A 16,166-nucleotide genomic window follows, 5' to 3' on the forward strand; every position below is an offset into this window, starting at 1 on the left:
TTTTAGTGAACCAAAACACATAATTCCTACAACATTCGCCTCTTATTGTTATATTCATAGATAATAATAAGCAGTTTTTTTTGAGGGATTACTATTGACACCGAATTTGAAATCCGTTAATTAGAAACCTCACCCCCATGATACAGCAATTACAGTCTGTTAACCAGGTACAACCCTTATATGCGGGAGTGTCAGCCAATCTCTCCCCAGCACGTCCGGCGGGACCAATCCTGCCGGCCGCTTCTCATTACTGCTGATTATTCCCCTGCCTTTTTCAAACACTTTCTTATTCCGAACAAAAAAAATCAAAATCATCAAATTTAACATCATGACTGAACACAAAGCGGCCTTTTTCTTTCAACCCTCCGGAAAATCGCAGCCACGGAAGGCAGCACGCCATTCCCGCAGCGCTTCCGGCACAAGAAAGAAAACCCTTTGATCCGGAATAATATCTTCCCCTGTTTTCCGCGTTCGTCTTTCCCTCCCAAAAGCAACGTTCCTCCTTCCTCACCAAATGAACACAAACAACCTCATCAATAAAGCCATTCTGTGCTCCCTGGCCATGGCCGGGGCCGCTCTCCTGCCTTCCTGCGTCAGCCCCAAGGAAGTCCTTTATATCCAGGACGTTTCTGAAAATTCCAGGGAAAACATCAAGGCAAACTACCAGACAACCATCCAGAAAGACGACCAGCTCTACATCGCGGTCAGCAGCAAACAGCCGGAGCTCACCGCACCTTTTGCCGTGTCTGAAATAGGCTCCGCCTCCGGCAGTTCCAGCAACAAACCCAAAGGATATCTGGTGGACGCCCAGGGCTACATCGTCCTGCCCGTCATCGGCAAAATGAAAGCTGCGGGCAAAACCTGCTCCCAACTGGCTTCCGACATTGCCGCGACCCTCAAGAACAATGACTACATCCGGGACGCCTCCGTCAATGTGCAAATCATGAATTTCAAATTCTCCGTTCTGGGCGAAGTTAATGCCCCCGGAACCTACACCATTGAAGGACAGCGCCTGACAATTCTGGAGGCCATCAGCCGGGCGGGAGACCTGAATATTGACGGCAACCGGGACGTCACGCTGATCCGGGAAACCAACGGAACCCGTCAAATCGCCAGCATTGATCTGCGCAGCAAGGATCTGTTCACTTCTCCCTATTATTATATCCAGCAAAACGACATCATTTACGTGACCCCCTCAGACCGCAAGGTCAACACGCGCAGCGACGCTGCCCAATGGTACGGCTGGGGACTCTCCGGGCTTGGCATTACTCTGGCCGTGGTCGCCCTGTGCCTGTAGCGGACATTCAGCCGCTTTCCCGTCCGGTTAATCATACCTGAGAACGGAAATATAGGGACGGTTCGGTTCAACCGAACCGTTTTCCTAGGGATTCAGTCTTCCCATACAACCTTCCACCTTCTTTCCTCTATGACAAAAAATACAGCTCCCACCCCTCCTGGTACGGAAAACACAGAAGAAACAGCGCTTTCCCTGGATACGGTGCTGATGATTCTGCGCCGTTACTGGTTCATCATCATTCTGGCAGCCCTCGCCGGAGGCACGGCGGCCTATTATCTGGCCGGCAAACAGAATTATATTTATCAGAAAAAAGCCAGCGTTCTGATGCGCGACTCCAAAACAGGCAGCGACGCTTCTTCCGAACGCATCATGGCGGAATTGAACATAGACCCCAACGCGGCCAACCTGGCCAATGAAAGCCTCGTGCTCAAATCCACCGCATTAATGAACAAAGTGGTGGAAGACCTCAACCTCAACACATCCTATTGGGAAAAAAAAGACTTCAGGGAGCTGGACCTCTACCATGCCAGTCCTTTATTGGTGAACTTTGAACAGATCGACAAGCAGCGCGCCTGCACTCTGCACATCACGCCGCTGGATGAAAAACGCTTCACGCTTGGCCATCCCAATAATCAGGGGGAACTCATCCTGCTGGAAGGTTTTTACGGCAAACCTCTCACGCTTCCCTTTGCCACCGTTTCCGTCCATCCTACTTCCCTGATGACCGACGCATGGAACGGAAAAACCGTCATCGTACGGCACTCTCCCGTCCTTGAAACCGCCAACGCCCTGCTCCATGGCCTGACCATTACCCGTCCGGACTCCAAGGAATCCAGCCTTCTGGAGATGACTCTGACGTCCAGCAATCCTCAGAAAGCCGAAGATACGCTCAACCACCTCATCCAGGTTTACAACCAAATCTCCAAGGATGAACGGAACAAGGCTTCCCTTAAAACGAAAATCTTCATTAGGGACCGGCTGCAAGAACTTGGAGCCTCCCTGAGCGACGTGGACAAGAAACTCACCGAATTTAAAACGAAGAGTGACATCGTTAAAGATACGGACACAACCATGAGCGCGGATTTCAGCACCTCCCAGGCGCTGGAAAAGGAAATCTTTGATCTTGAAACTCAAATAAAACTGGCGTCCACCCTTGCTGACAATCTCAAGGAAAGCGAACGCAAGCAGGGGCTGATCTCCGTAGAAACCGGTCTGCCCGACTCCGGCATCGCCCGGCAGATAGAACATTACAACGAGGCTTATCTGGAATATCAGAAAATTGCCGGAAGCGCCGGCTCCCAAAACCCGATTACCGTGAGCCTGAAGGACAGGATGAATTCCACCAGAGCGGCGGCTAACAAAGCTCTCTCCAACTACCGCAGCAATCTGGACCTCAAACTTAACCAGCTTATCGACAAAAGGAATTCCCTGACTGAACGCCTCACGGAAACCGCCATCAAGGAACAGGAAATCATTCCGCTCATCCGTGAACACAAGGTTAAGGAAGAACTGTACCTGATGCTGTTGAGCAAGGAACAGGAAAACGCCCTGGCCATGGCGGTAACGGAATCCAATGCCCGGGTTCTGGAAGCCGCCCATGGCTCCAACCTCCCTATCTCTCCTAAAACCATTAAATACGTCGCTGGAGGAACGGCGGGCGGGGCCCTGCTCAGTATCCTGGCTTTCATGGGAGTGGCCATGTTGAACAATAAGGTCAACAATAAACATGATCTCCCCTCTGTAAACAGGCAGCCGGTCATTGCCGAACTGCCCCAAATGAGCAAAAAAGAAAGCAGGAACACCAAACTTTTCATTCAGGACGAACATTCCGTCATCGCGGAATGCTTCCACATCCTGCGCAATAACGTAGATTCCATGCTTCCCAGGCCGGAACAGGGGGGGCACGTCATTCTGGTCACCTCCACCCTCCCCGGAGAAGGGAAAACCTTTACCTCCGCCAATCTGGCAGCCGCTTTCGCCTATGCCGGCAAAAAAGTCCTTCTCATTGACGGGGATTTACGCAAATCCTCCCTGACCCGGCGCCTCGGCGGCTCCGGCCGCAAAGGGCTCACCTCCATCCTGCTCCGCCAGAACCCCGACACCACCGGCGTCATCCGCCCTGTAGGGGAAGACGCCCGCGGCATGGATGTCCTTTATACCGGTCCCACGGTGCCCAATCCGGTCACCCTTCTCAGCCATCCCCTGCTGGGTCAAATCCTGGACATTCTGAAAAAACAGTATGACGCCGTCATCATTGACGCTCCGCCCTACGGCATTCTGGCAGATACCGCCATTCTGGCATCCCTCAGCGATATCACCCTGTACACCGTGCGCAGCGGGAAAATAGACAAACGATACTTAACCCAGATCCAGCAACTGGCCGATCAGGGAAAACTGCCCAATATGGCGTACATCATCAACGGAGTCAACTTCAAGTCCGCCAGCTACAGCTACTATGGCTACGGCTACGGTTACCAGTATGGCTACGGCGCCAAAGACCCGCAGCAAACCGCCGGGAAACAGGATTAATAAGAGCAGGCCATGCATAAGCCCAAGGCTTTCTTCCCTTCTCTTTAATCTTTTTCGCAGCAACCATGTTCGGCAACCTGTTCACTCCCCGGTACACCACATCCAGCCTCTTTCCGGACGGCATGGATATGCATACCCATATTCTATGGGGAGTGGACGACGGAGCCTCCAGCCTCAAGGAAAGCCTGGGCATCATCCGCCGGCTCAAAGCCATGGGACTTAAGGGAGCCTACTGTACCCCCCATATCATGGCGCGCTATCCGGAGAACACGCCCGACTTCCTGCGCCGCCGCTTTGACCAGCTGCTTGCCGACGCCAGGAACGAACACTTCCAGCTCCGGCTTGCGGCGGAATACATGCTGGACAACCAGTTCAGCGAACAGCTGCGTCGTTATACCCCTCTGACCTACGACGGCACCCACCTGTTGGTGGAATTGCCCCAGTACTACCTTCCCGGCGCCTGGAAGGACATGATCAGCGCCGTCCGGGACAGGGGTTACATCCCTGTCCTGGCGCACCCTGAACGTTACGGTCGCATCCTGCAGCAGGAAGAGTTTCTCCAGCTGGCCCGGCAGGAAGGCGTCAAATACCAGGGCAATGTCGGCTCCCTGAAAGGGTTCTACGGCAAATCCGCCGCAGCCCTGGCACAAACGTTCCGCACCCGCCAGCTTTATGAATGGTGGGGGACGGACAGCCACAACATCGCCATGGCCAACCGCATACCTCTGAAAACCTGACTCCTCCTACCCTGTCAACAACCCCTCTCGTACAATACTCATGACAATCCCTACAACTAATGTCCGCGTCAGCAAACCGCTGCATAACAGTTTCTATAAACGCTACGGAAAACGCGCCCTGGATTTCACGGGCGCGCTCTTCGGCCTGATATGCCTGTTTCCGGTATTGGTCATTCTGACTGTTCTGCTGGCCATCATCCAGGGCACTTCACCCTTTTTCTTTCAAAAACGCATCGGGCTCGGCCTCAAACCCTTTTATATCATCAAATTCAAAACCATGAAAGATACCAGGGACAGGGAAGGCAACCTGCTCCCGGACGAAGAACGCACGACGCACCTAGGCTCCCTGCTGCGCAGCACCTCCCTGGACGAACTGCCTGAACTCATCAACGTCCTTCTGGGGGATATGAGCTTCATCGGCCCACGCCCCTGGATTCCCGATCAAATGGACATCTTCACCCCTGCCACCCGGAGAAGAAGAATGTCCCTGCGCCCGGGCATCACGGGGCTGGCCCAGATTCGCGGGCGCAATAACCTCACCTTCCGTCAACGGGTATCTTATGACTTGAGCTACCAACGCCACCTGACCTTCAGGTACGACCTGAACATCTTTCTTTACACCTTCCTCAAGGTCATTGAGAGAGAAGGCATCCAGCAGCGTCCGGACGCTCTCAGCACGCCGGTTCGGGTACTGAAACCAAGGGATATGGCTACCTTCGGTTTGAAAGAAAATACGCAGCTTATCTTGAGAACTATCCGAAAGGAACCCCTTCCCTCCTTCGGAGGGCCTGATCACACCCCCTTGGTTCCTAAAGACCAGCCGACCAGAGGCTTGAGAGCAAATACCCAGCTTATCATGAGAAGCCGCCGGAAAGATGTCCAATAAAATTCATCCACTCCCCACCACCACCGAAAAATGAAAATTTCAGTCATTACGGTTTGTTATAACAGCATTGCAACGCTGCAAGACACGCTGGAAAGCATTCTGCGGCAAACTTACCCGGACGTGGAAAACATTGTCGTGGACGGGGCCAGCAAGGACGGGACCGTGGAATTGATTGAAAAATACAGTCCTCAATTTTCCGGCCGCATGAAATGGATATCCGAGCCGGACAAGGGGATTTATGATGCCATGAACAAAGGAATAAGCATGGCTACGGGAGATATCGTCGGCTTTCTGAACGCGGACGACTATTACCAGGACGGAGGCGTGCTGGAAACCATTGCCGAGGCGTTTGCCCGGCATGGGGCGGATGCCGTACATGGCAATCTGCACTACATCAACGGGGCAAGGGAAATCGTACGCACATGGCGCGGAACGGAGTATCGTCCCGGCTCCTTCCAGCGCGGCTGGTGCCCGGCGCACCCCACATTCTATTGTAAAAAGGACTGCTTTACCCGTTACGGCGGCTTTGACCCCGCTATCGGCAGCGCGGCGGATTTTGAACTCATGTTGCGCTTTATAGAAAAAAACCATATTTCCACCGCCTATATCGACCGCGACATGGTCTTCATGCGCACCGGAGGCTCCAGTACGGCGGGCCTGCGGGCCATCCTGAGGAACACGCGCCAGAACAAACAGGCATTCAGGAAAAACAACCTCCCTTACCCGTGGCATTATGGAGTAACCCGGCTGCTGGCCAAGGCGGGCAGCACGCGCAATCCCATCCATTACCTGTTCAAAACCCGCTGAATTTTCCCAGTCCGCACCTGTCCGTCACTCCGCCATGAACCTGATTTTCTATTTTGACCAGCCTATCCTGCCCCATGCGGGAGGAACGGAACGGGCGGCGTATCTTCTGGCGCAAGCCCTGTCGCAGCACGGCCACCGGGTTTCCTTCCTGTCGCTCCGGCAGGCGGCGGACACACCTCCCGGGGCCCCGCCTTACTTCACCCTTCCCCGGCAGGACACGCTCTTCTGCCAGGAAAACAGGGAATATGTGGAAACCCTGTGCTCCGCACAAAAGACGGACGGCATCATCAACTGCGGAGCCAATCAGGATGACTCCTTCTTTTTCAGCCATGAACACCTTGACATCCAGGCTTCCATCATTTCCTGGATTTCCTTTGACGTCCGCACAGGGCTGGATTATTTCTCCTGCCTGCTCCGGAAGGATTTCTCCACCTGGGGAAATACCATAAAAACGCTGCTGCGCCATGCGCTGCTGCCCTATAAAAAACATGCGGCCATCAGCAACAAGAAGAGGAAATACAGGGACATGTTCCGCGGGTCAGACAAGGTGGTCTTTCTTTCCCGGCATTACACGGAAGACGCCCTCCAGCTGGCGGGGCCGCCGGAAAGAGCCCGTCTGTACGCCATCCCCAACCTGCTGACTTATGCCCCCGTTCAGCCCGACCTTTCCGGAAAGGAAAACGCCGTTCTTTATGTGGGGAGGCTGGCGGATTCTCCCAAAAAGGTGGATCGCCTGCTGAACGTCTGGAAAAAAGTGCAGCCTCTTCATCCGGACTGGCATCTGTACCTGGTGGGGGACGGCCCGGAACGCGGCAATCTGGAACGGATGGCGGAACGGCTGAAGCTGGAAAACGTCCATTTTGAAGGGGTCCAGGAACCCGCGCCCTATTACCGCAAGGCCAGAATACTCTGCCTCACCTCCACCCACGAAGGCATGCCCATGGTGATTAACGAAGCTCTCTCCTACGGCTGCGTTCCTGTGGTTTTCAACAGTTTCCACGCTGCCGAAGACATGCTGCCGGACCGGGAGACGGGACGGCTCATCCCGCCCTTCAGCCTGCGCCTCTTCGCGCGGGAGCTGGATGAACTGATGAGCGGCCCCTATGTCCCTCCCTCCACCAGAGTATTAACGAACTATCAACCGGAAAAGGTTATTCCCCTGTGGATGGAATGCCTGCAGGACCAGCCATGAGCAACATCGTCATCTATCTTCCCAATGAACCCCTGGGCAAACAGGGCGGCATGGAGCGGGCCACTCACCACCTGGCCGCCATGCTTGCCGGTGAAGGCCACCGGGTAACGCTCCTCTGCAGAAACAAAAACAGGCTGGGGGAAGAATACGTGCCTCCGACGGATCTCGTATTCATTCCCGCGTCCCTCAGCCGGGAGGAAGAACAGAATTTTCTGCTTAGCTTGATTAAGGAAAGAGGAATTGAGACCATCATCGACCAGACGGAAGGAGGAATTGTGGGGCGGTGGGGAATTTTCCGGCGTCGCGGGCACATGAACGGGGTTTCCGTTAAACTCATTGCCGTTCAGCACAGCTCCCAATATACCTACCTGAAACATTACCGGACCGTCAACCGGAAGCCCGCCGGACGCGGCCTGATCGGCAAGACACGCTCATTTTTCTATAATACGTTTATCCTGGCATTAAAAAAATGCAGGGCCGTTTTGCTTCAGCGCAGCCTGTTCCGGGAACTGGCTTCAGACTATGACCAGATAGTAACGCTCTCGGAAGGGGGCATTGAAGAATTCAAGAAACTGTGTCCCTCCGTCCCCGGGAACAAGCTCTCCTGTATTCCCAATATGGTGGAACTGCCCTCTCTTCCCGGGGAAGAGAAAAAAGAACCGCGCTGCCTGTTTGTCGGCAGGCTGGATAATCCCTCAAAAGGAGTGGACAGGCTCCTGCGCATATGGGAAAAAGTGGAAAAAGCATGCCCGGACTGGCATCTGGACATTGTGGGCGACGGACCGGATGCGGACCTGCTTAAGGATTCCGCCCAAAAACTGGGGCTTTCCCGAATTGTCTTCCACGGCTTCCAGAATCCGGAACCTTACTATTCCAGAGCCTCCATATTCTGCATGACTTCCACGTTTGAAGGATTCGGCCTCGTTCTTGTAGAAGCCATGCAGCACGGATGCGTTCCTATTGCCTTTGACAGCTACCCTGCCGTCCGGGATATTATCTCCCACGGGGAAAACGGCATCCTCATTCCCCCCTTTCAGGAAGAAGATTACTCAAACGCTATCATGGCCCTGACGAACAATCCCGACGAGCTGAAACGATTCAGCCTTCACAGCCTCAGCATATCCCAAAAATTCAGCCCCTCAAACCTGGCATCCAGGTGGAACGCCATTTTGTAGGATCAGAAAAACGTTATCAAATCACTGGCAGAGATGAAAATTTGTTTTGTCGCATGGTCGGATTTCGGAATAGGAGGCGTCCCCAAAGTCCTGACCTGTCTGATGGACGCCTTGTCACGCAACCATGACGTAAGCCTCTATTCCCTGAAAAACCTTCCGCAGTCAGGCATTAACGGAATCAACCGGGAACAAATTCATATTTACTGCAAGGAAATGAATTTATATGAGAAAGTTCGCCGCTCCGCGGCGGACATTCTTGTCAGTAAAACCCCTCTGTTCAGCTCCGCCCTCGGCTGCCGGCTATACGCGGCCGCGCGCTACACGTCAGGCTTCAAAAAGGCGCTGACGAACCACCTCAATAAACATCAATATGATGTAGTCATTTTCGGTTCCGGATTTGAAGACTCCCTGCTTCTCGCCCTTACCAAAAAGAAGCTCCTGCCCAGCATGAGAATCATGACGTGGTCCCATGCCTCCTATGACAATTATTTCACCAACATGGGTTCCTTCTTCTCCCGGTACATGAAGGAGGCCATCAAGGCATATTACCACCGTTTCGATGAAATCATCGTCCTGTCTGACGGGGACGAAAAAGAATTCAAAGAAAAACATCATCTTCCCGCCCGCCGAATCTACAACCCCAACACGATGAAACCGGCCGGGAAATCGTCCCTCACCAGCAAAACGTTCGTTTACGTCGGAGCTCTCTCCCGCCAGAAAGGGACTGATCTGGCCGTCCGCGCGTTCCGCAGATTCATTGAAACGGACCAGGAATGGAATCTCCATATTTATGGGGATGGCCCGTTGAAAGGATGGATTGAAGAATATGTATCCTCCCACGGTTTGGGCCAAAGAATCATCCTGCACGGGCCAAACGGAAACATGGTGGAAGAATTTCCCCGCCATTCCATCCTGGTCTTTCCCTCCCGCTGCGAAGGCTTCGGCCTCGTCCAGGTGGAAGCCATGTGCTGTGGACTGCCTATTCTGGCGGCGGATATACCTATCTGCCGGGAAATAGTGGGCAAACATCACGCCGGCATCTTTTTTGAGTCGGACAATCCGGAAGACCTGTGCCGGGCCATGCGCGAGATGACGGCCTCAGACCTCTCCACCTACGCGGCGAACGGCCTGGCCGCGGCGCCCCTGTTTAATTTGGAGCAGACTGTCTCTGAATGGGAAAACATGTTCAACGCAGTAAAATCATGAAACATTTAACATTACTGGAACCTATCAGGAAAGAAGGCAATTACCAATTCTTCATGCAATGGTTTGCGGACGCATGGACAACCAGCGGAGGGCAAACGGTCAAGGGAATCTCTGCTCCGTGGAATCTGCGTCTGTTGATCGCCAAATCCCGCGTTTCACGGAATTTCCGCCTGTTCACCAGTTCACGCAGGGCGCTGCTGGTGCCGGGAGCCGGTTATCCGGATTCATTCGCGTGGCCGTTCGGTTATGCAAATGAAATCGTGCCCATGCTGTGGGACGTCTGGCCCCGGTACTGGCCGCGCCTCATCTCCTCCCTGAAACGCCACCATGTGCAAACATTGTTGTGCACCTCATCCCAGGTTTGCGAATACGTGACGGAAAAACTTCCGCATATTAACGCGGTTCATGTTCCGGAAGGCATAGACCCCGCCGGCTACCGGGACGGAGGCCCCCTGGAGGGACGCCGGACGGACATTCTCCAGATCGGGCGCCTGATGCAGCCCGTGCACGAGGCCATTCTTCAAATGCGGCAGTCGTCTCCCCGCCTCAGCTATCTTTACCCGGAAGAGCCGGGCCGCCTCGTCTTTCCGGACTTCCCTTCCCTGTGCGAAGGGCTGGCTTCCTCAAAAATCGTCATTTGCTACCCGCGCTGCCGAACCCACCCGGAAATGGCGGGCGATGTGGAAACGCTGACGCAGCGTTACTGGGAATGCATGCTCTCCGGAACGCTCATTGTCGGCCATGCCCCCAAAGAGCTGGTCGATCTGCTGGGGTACAATCCCGTCATTGAACTGGAGACGGATGAGGACATCGGCAACCGGCTCTCCCAGATTCTGGACAACATCTCCTCCTATCAGGAACTGGCGGATAAAAACCTGGCCGCCGCCAGGGAAAACGCATCATGGGATACAAGAATGACCCGTATTCTCCAGCAACTGCGCCAACTGGGATATATGCAGTAACAGTCTTTTTCAGCTTCACTCGAATTCAGCGGATCCGGATATGGCCACACTCTGCAAATACTGGGCTTTCGCCTTCATTCTCTGCCAGCTAGGCCAGCAGTACATGCTCTTAAGCGGCATTGGCTCCATGGGGTCTTTCCTTCTGCTGGGTCTGGGGGCTCTTCTGCTGCTGATCAACGCCGGACGCGTACTTGACCGGAAGACGATCGCATCATCCTCTTTCATTTATTCTTTCGTCTTCATCTTCATCCTGTATCAATTCACCTTCGGTATTTTTGACCTTAATGAGAAAACGGGGATCTATCTGCTTGCCAAGGTGGTCTGCTGCCTGATGATTGCGCTTTCCGTCCAGAAGGACCCGTCACTTTATTTGCAGCGTCTCATGCCGGTTCTGGCGGCCGTCACCAGCGTGCTCATCCTCCTCGGTTTTGTCCACAATAACCTTGTTTTTGAGGGACGCTACACCCTGGGGTTCTGCAACGCGAATGGTCTGGGAGCCGTCTCTTCATTATGCGCGGGGGCCATGATTCTGGATTCTTCCGACCGCTCAAAGAAAAAAATCGCCATCATTCTTCTGTGCGCCCTGGCCACATTCCTCTCCGGCAGTCGGGCTTCCATAGGCATTCTCTGTTTGACCTTCATCATCAAATACGGTTTGAACGTCAGATTTCTGGCGGTGCTTCTGGCCGGAATCCTCACCTGGCAAATCATCCTGCCCATGACGGGAATCTCTTCCACCGGCCTGAACCGGTTCACGGAATCCGTGGAAAATATGGATTTTTCATCCTCCCGGGAAGGAGAACGGAAAGCGACCCTCCTCATGATTGCAGAATCCCCCATCCTGGGAAACGGCTTTGACGTGGAACAGAGTGAAAAGGCCAAGGAGGTAAGCGGCCTGGGCTCCCATAACGGCTATCTTGACATCATGAAAATGATAGGTATTCCCTACTCCATGTTACTGTTTGCGTTCATGGCGTATTATACCTTCACCGTCTGGCGGAAATTCCATAAATCCGCTTGCGATTATGACAGGATACACCTGTTCATCATTATCTCCGTTCTCATCGCCGCCAACTTTGAATCATATCTGTGGGGGATCAACCAGGTAGTCACAACCCTGTTGTTCACCTCCTTCGCCGTATTACAAAAACGCATGACAAACCTTAAACATGGAATCTGAAAAAACATACTTCTACCCCGTCCTCTCGGATTATGACTTCGGCTGGTTCCGTTTATCAGGACCGGGGCTTGCCAACTGCATGTTTGTGGCGGCCCGCGCCTACATACTCAGCAGGCAGGAAAACGCAGGCTATATTTCCCCCACCTGGACCAAACTCAGCCCGGGAACCTTCCTGCGCCGGGAGAAAGATAAAAGAGTCTATTTCAAAATTTTCAATGAACTGGGAATCAGCGGATTCAAAAAAATCCGACTGCTGCTTGCGGAAAAATTGCGCCCCGGCTCCCGGAAGGTGAAACAAATCCGCGGCATGGGGGAATACTTCGACGACCTCAATGAACACATGGACCTGGTGCATGAATTCATTGAAAAAATCACCAGGAAGGAAATTATTGAAAACGTGCATCCGGAAGCCCTGAAGGACTGCATCGCCATTCACGTGCGGCTGGGAGACTATTCCCCGGAGATGCGGGTGGATATCCTCTGGTACGTGAATCTCGTCAAGGAAATCCTGTCCATCAAGCCGTCCCAGCAATTCCTCATCTTTTCCGACGGCTCGGACGAAGAGCTGCGGGAGCTGCTGGCCCTGTCCAACACCAGGCGCGCGTTTTACGGCAACGCCTACGCGGATATGTACGCCATCAGCAAGTGCAAATGGGTCATCGCTTCGGACTCCACCTTCTCCGCCTGGGGGGCATTCATGGGGGAACGCCCCATCCTGTTCAACAAAAGGCATTTCAAGCGGGTGTTCCGGGACCGCATTCCGGAAGCCGTTCTGGGGGACAGCACCCGCATTCCGGATGAATTCAAGACGCTGCTTTAAATATGAAAAAGCAATATGATTTCATCTACCTGACCAATACGCCCTCCTTCTACAAGGCAAGGCTTTGTGAGGAACTGGCGAAAAAACACTCCGTTCTTCTGGTTCTTTACGGCTATGGGGCGGAAGCGGTCAATACCCGGCTCTCCGGCAATGAGAACGGCTTTGACTACTTCTTTCTGCATGAGGGAGACGCGGGAAAAAGAAACAAGGCCCTTGTCCTGTTCAGGCTCCTGAAGCTGATGGCCCGGGTCCGGGCCCGCAGAGTGCTGTTCTCCGGCTGGATGGCGCCGGAATACAACATCTACAGCTTTCTTTCCTCAAAACGGCGCAATGCCGTCATCTGCGAATCGTCAGCCATTGATTCCGGCATGAACGGCTGGAAAGGCCTGCTTAAAAAAGCCGTCATACGCCGCATGAGCGCGGCTCTCCCTTCCGGTTCCCCCCACCGCGCCCTGTTTGAGCATATCCGCTACCCGGGCGACATCCGCGTCACGGGCAGCGTCGGCATCTTTAACATGGAAGGCCGCAGCTCCCGTCCCCATTCCCCGTCCTCCCCCCTGAACTACATTTACGTCGGGCGCCTCGCGCCGGAAAAAAATCTGGAAATGCTCATCAGGGAATTCAACTCCAACGGGCGGCCTCTGACCATCGTGGGGGACGGGCCCCAAAAGGAACTTCTCAGAAACATGGCCGGGGGCAACATCCGCTTTCTGGGGCACATCCCCAATGACAGGCTCCCGGAAATCTATGAACGGCATGACGTGTTCATCCTCCCCTCGCTCTATGAGCCCTGGGGTCTGGTCGTGGAAGAAGCCCTCTTCCGGGGGCTGCCCGTCATCGCCAGCGACAAGGTGGGCAGCGCCGCCGACATGGTGACCGCTCTGGAAACGGGCGCGGTCTTTTCCCTGGCCGCTCCCGACGGCCTGCGCAACGCCATTCATGAAGTTGAAAAGAACTATGAGACCATGGCGCGCCGCGTAGCGGACATCAACTGGAACGGCCGCGTGGAAGCGCAGCTCAAGGCATATACCTCCCTTTTAGATTAATGGCTCCCATATTACAAACCATCGCATCCCTTGACTCCCGTTCGGGTGGCACCAGCACCTGCACTTATGACCTGGTCAAAGCTCTGAACGCTTCCGGCATGCCCACGGATATCCTCACCCTCCAGCCCGGCACCCCGGAAGAACGGATGGTGGGAGAAGACAGCTTCATCCATGCCTGCCCGTTTGACGCCCGCACTCCCCTCGCCGTCTCCCGGAACATACGCCGTTTTCTGGCCGGCTCCCAATATAGCCTCTACCATACCAACGGCCTGTGGCTGGACGTCAACCACGCGACATGCGCGCACGCGCGCAAAACGGACACCCCCTGCATCGTTTCCCTGCACGGCATGCTGTATCCCCAGGCGCTGGAGCGCGGCGGCTGGAAAAAGAAACTCATGCTCGCCCTGGGGCACCGGAAAGACATCGCCGGAGCCGCCTGCGTCCACGTCACCTGCGACAAGGAAATGGAATACTACAGGGACATGGGGTTTTCCAACCCCGTGGCCGTCATCCCCAATCCGGTGCGGATTCCGGAATATCTTGCGGACATCAGGCGCCCCGGGCATGACGGCTTCCGGGCAGGGTTCCTGGGCAGGCTTCATCCCATCAAAAATCTGGAGGCCCTGATCACGGCCTGGGGTCAACTGCGCCTCCCGAACGCGGAGCTTCTGCTCATCGGGGACGGAGAACCGGAATACAAGGCCCGGCTGGAAGAACTGGTCCGGGCGGAAAACATTTCCAACATCTCCTTCACGGGCTTTGTATCCGGGAGGCGGAAATATGAAATGCTCGCTTCCCTGGACGTCCTGTGCGCCCCCAGCCACCAGGAAAACTTCGGCATGAGCATTGCGGAGGCCCTGCTGGCGGGAACGCCCGTCATCGCCAGCCGGGGAACGCCGTGGGAAACACTGAACACCCGCAGGTGCGGCTGGTGGTGCGGCAAAGATTCCTCTTCCCTGGCCGCAGCCCTGGAAAACGCCTTCAGCCTCTCCCCGCAGGAAAGGCTCGCCATGGGGGAACGCGGCCGCGCCCTCGTCATGGAAACCTGCGCCGCCCCTCACGCGGCCGACTGCATGAAACGCCTGTACCGGTATCTGCTGGGGCAGGAAGCCAAACCGGAATTTGTCTATCTCCCATGAACATTCTCTTTTTGCTTGGAAAATTCCCTTCCGTGGGCGGCGTGGAAACCGTCACCGCCATTTTGGCGAATGAATTTTCCGCCCGGGGCCATGCGGTGCACGTGGTTTCCTTTGAACAGGTGACGGAAACGCCCACCCCCGCGCTGGACGACCGGGTCACCCTGCACCGGCTGAGTTACCCCGTCTCCAGCCGGGCCAACCGGGACGCCCTGCGGGACATCCTGGCCTCCAGTCACATTGACGTCATCATCAACCAGTGGTGCCTGCCCTTCCACGTCACCAGGCTGTGCCGGAAAGCCATGAAAGGCCTGCCCTGCCGCCTGCTGGCCGTCCACCACAACGCCCCGGACTGCAACGCCCGGCTGGAAGGCCTCCGGATGCGCATCGCCCGGACGGGAAACCCGGTCAACAGGGCGTTCCTGCGCCTTCTGCTGAAAGGCTGCTCCATGGCTACCGGTGCCAGCCTGCGTTACGTTTACGCCCACAGCGACCGTTACATCCTCCTTTCTGACAGTTTCCACCAGGCCTTCCGGAACATCACCGGACTGAAGGATACCGGAAAACTTCTGACGATTCCCAACCCCATTACCGTGGAAAATCCGGAATTCCGCTATGATCCGGCCCTCAAGAAAAAGGAGGTTCTCTTTGTCGGACGGCTGGAACCCAACCAGAAACGGGTCTCCCGCGTGCTGGAAACATGGGCGCTGCTGGAACCCCGCTTCCCGGACTGGACTCTCCGCCTGGTGGGAGACGGCCCGGAAAAACGCTCCCTTCAGGAATTCTGCACGGAACACCGCCTGAAGCACGTCTCCTTTGAAGGCTTCCAAAATCCGGCTCCGTATTACGAACAGGCTTCCCTCCTTCTTCTGGCCTCCGAATATGAAGGGCTGCCTCTCGCTATGGTGGAAGCCATGTCTTTCGGAGTTTCCCCCATCGTTTACGGAAGCTTTTCCGCCGCCTATGACCTGGTGGACCACGGCAAGGACGGCTGCATCCTGCCCGCAGCCGGAGGGTTCCAGGCGCGCCGGATGGCGGAAATGGCCGCAGGGCTGATGCAGGAACCGGCCGCCCTGCACGCCATGGCGCGGAAAACCGTAGCCAAAAGCCGGAAATTCACGCGGGAGCACATCATCCCCCAGTGGGAAGAAGTCTTCCGCCCACACGCCTCCTGAACCCGCTTTCCCTCCCCC

Annotated in this window: 14 protein-coding genes; all 14 read left to right on the top strand. The window is 55.1% G+C overall.

The genetic code is table 11. The features are described from left to right. Positions 1–514: 514 nt before the first annotated feature. The 14 genes from O4G22_RS10800 to O4G22_RS10865 all read left to right on the top strand — a co-directional run bounded on the left by O4G22_RS10800 (position 515) and on the right by O4G22_RS10865 (position 16,148). The gene (locus O4G22_RS10800) at positions 515–1,297 is read left to right on the top strand and encodes a polysaccharide biosynthesis/export family protein (RefSeq protein ID WP_094136144.1); all 783 of its coding nucleotides are present in this window, start codon (positions 515–517) and stop codon (positions 1,295–1,297) included. Positions 1,298–1,426: 129 nt separating this feature from the next. After that, entirely contained in the window at positions 1,427–3,826 is a 2,400-nt protein-coding gene (locus O4G22_RS10805; RefSeq protein WP_306713885.1) for a GumC family protein, read from the top strand. Positions 3,827–3,891: 65 nt separating this feature from the next. After that, a complete protein-coding gene (locus O4G22_RS10810) occupies positions 3,892–4,563 on the top strand; it encodes a tyrosine-protein phosphatase (RefSeq protein WP_094136146.1) in 672 nt (223 codons plus the stop codon). Between the two features lie 40 nt (positions 4,564–4,603). Then, a complete protein-coding gene (locus O4G22_RS10815; protein ID WP_306701773.1) occupies positions 4,604–5,449 on the top strand; it encodes a sugar transferase in 846 nt (281 codons plus the stop codon). Positions 5,450–5,479: 30 nt separating this feature from the next. After that, entirely contained in the window at positions 5,480–6,256 is a 777-nt protein-coding gene (locus O4G22_RS10820; RefSeq protein WP_295978972.1) for a glycosyltransferase family 2 protein, read from the top strand. 34 nt (positions 6,257–6,290) lie between these two features. Continuing rightward, positions 6,291–7,448, top strand: coding sequence for a glycosyltransferase (locus O4G22_RS10825; RefSeq protein WP_290488537.1), 1,158 nt, complete (start codon positions 6,291–6,293; stop codon positions 7,446–7,448). Beyond that, positions 7,445–8,623, top strand: a complete 1,179-nt coding sequence (locus O4G22_RS10830; RefSeq protein WP_306701774.1) for a glycosyltransferase — start codon at positions 7,445–7,447, stop codon at positions 8,621–8,623. The genes O4G22_RS10825 and O4G22_RS10830 overlap by 4 nt, the downstream gene beginning before the upstream one ends. A gap of 33 nt (positions 8,624–8,656) precedes the next feature. Next, a complete protein-coding gene (locus tag O4G22_RS10835; protein ID WP_290488539.1) occupies positions 8,657–9,829 on the top strand; it encodes a glycosyltransferase in 1,173 nt (390 codons plus the stop codon). Continuing rightward, positions 9,826–10,791 (top strand): glycosyltransferase, encoded by a 966-nt coding sequence (locus tag O4G22_RS10840; protein ID WP_297405263.1) that lies wholly within the window; start codon positions 9,826–9,828, stop codon positions 10,789–10,791. The genes O4G22_RS10835 and O4G22_RS10840 overlap by 4 nt, the downstream gene beginning before the upstream one ends. A gap of 40 nt (positions 10,792–10,831) precedes the next feature. Next, entirely contained in the window at positions 10,832–11,971 is a 1,140-nt protein-coding gene (locus O4G22_RS10845; protein ID WP_306701775.1) for an O-antigen ligase family protein, read from the top strand. Further along, on the top strand, positions 11,961–12,791 hold the full coding sequence (locus tag O4G22_RS10850) for an alpha-1,2-fucosyltransferase (protein WP_306701776.1): 831 nt from the start codon (positions 11,961–11,963) through the stop codon (positions 12,789–12,791). Before O4G22_RS10845 ends, O4G22_RS10850 begins: the two co-directional genes overlap by 11 nt. A 2-nt stretch (positions 12,792–12,793) precedes the next feature. Continuing rightward, positions 12,794–13,837 carry a glycosyltransferase gene (locus O4G22_RS10855; protein WP_306701777.1) on the top strand — a complete coding sequence of 348 codons (1,044 nt, stop codon included), beginning with the start codon at positions 12,794–12,796 and terminating at the stop codon, positions 13,835–13,837. Continuing rightward, a complete protein-coding gene (locus tag O4G22_RS10860) occupies positions 13,837–14,976 on the top strand; it encodes a glycosyltransferase (RefSeq protein WP_306701778.1) in 1,140 nt (379 codons plus the stop codon). The genes O4G22_RS10855 and O4G22_RS10860 overlap by 1 nt, the downstream gene beginning before the upstream one ends. Beyond that, positions 14,973–16,148, top strand: coding sequence for a glycosyltransferase (locus O4G22_RS10865; protein ID WP_306701779.1), 1,176 nt, complete (start codon positions 14,973–14,975; stop codon positions 16,146–16,148). Before O4G22_RS10860 ends, O4G22_RS10865 begins: the two co-directional genes overlap by 4 nt. Positions 16,149–16,166: the final 18 nt, after the last annotated feature.

Origin of the sequence: Akkermansia muciniphila, from assembly GCF_030848305.1 — a bacterium.
In the GTDB taxonomy this organism is placed as follows: domain Bacteria; phylum Verrucomicrobiota; class Verrucomicrobiia; order Verrucomicrobiales; family Akkermansiaceae; genus Akkermansia; species Akkermansia muciniphila_A.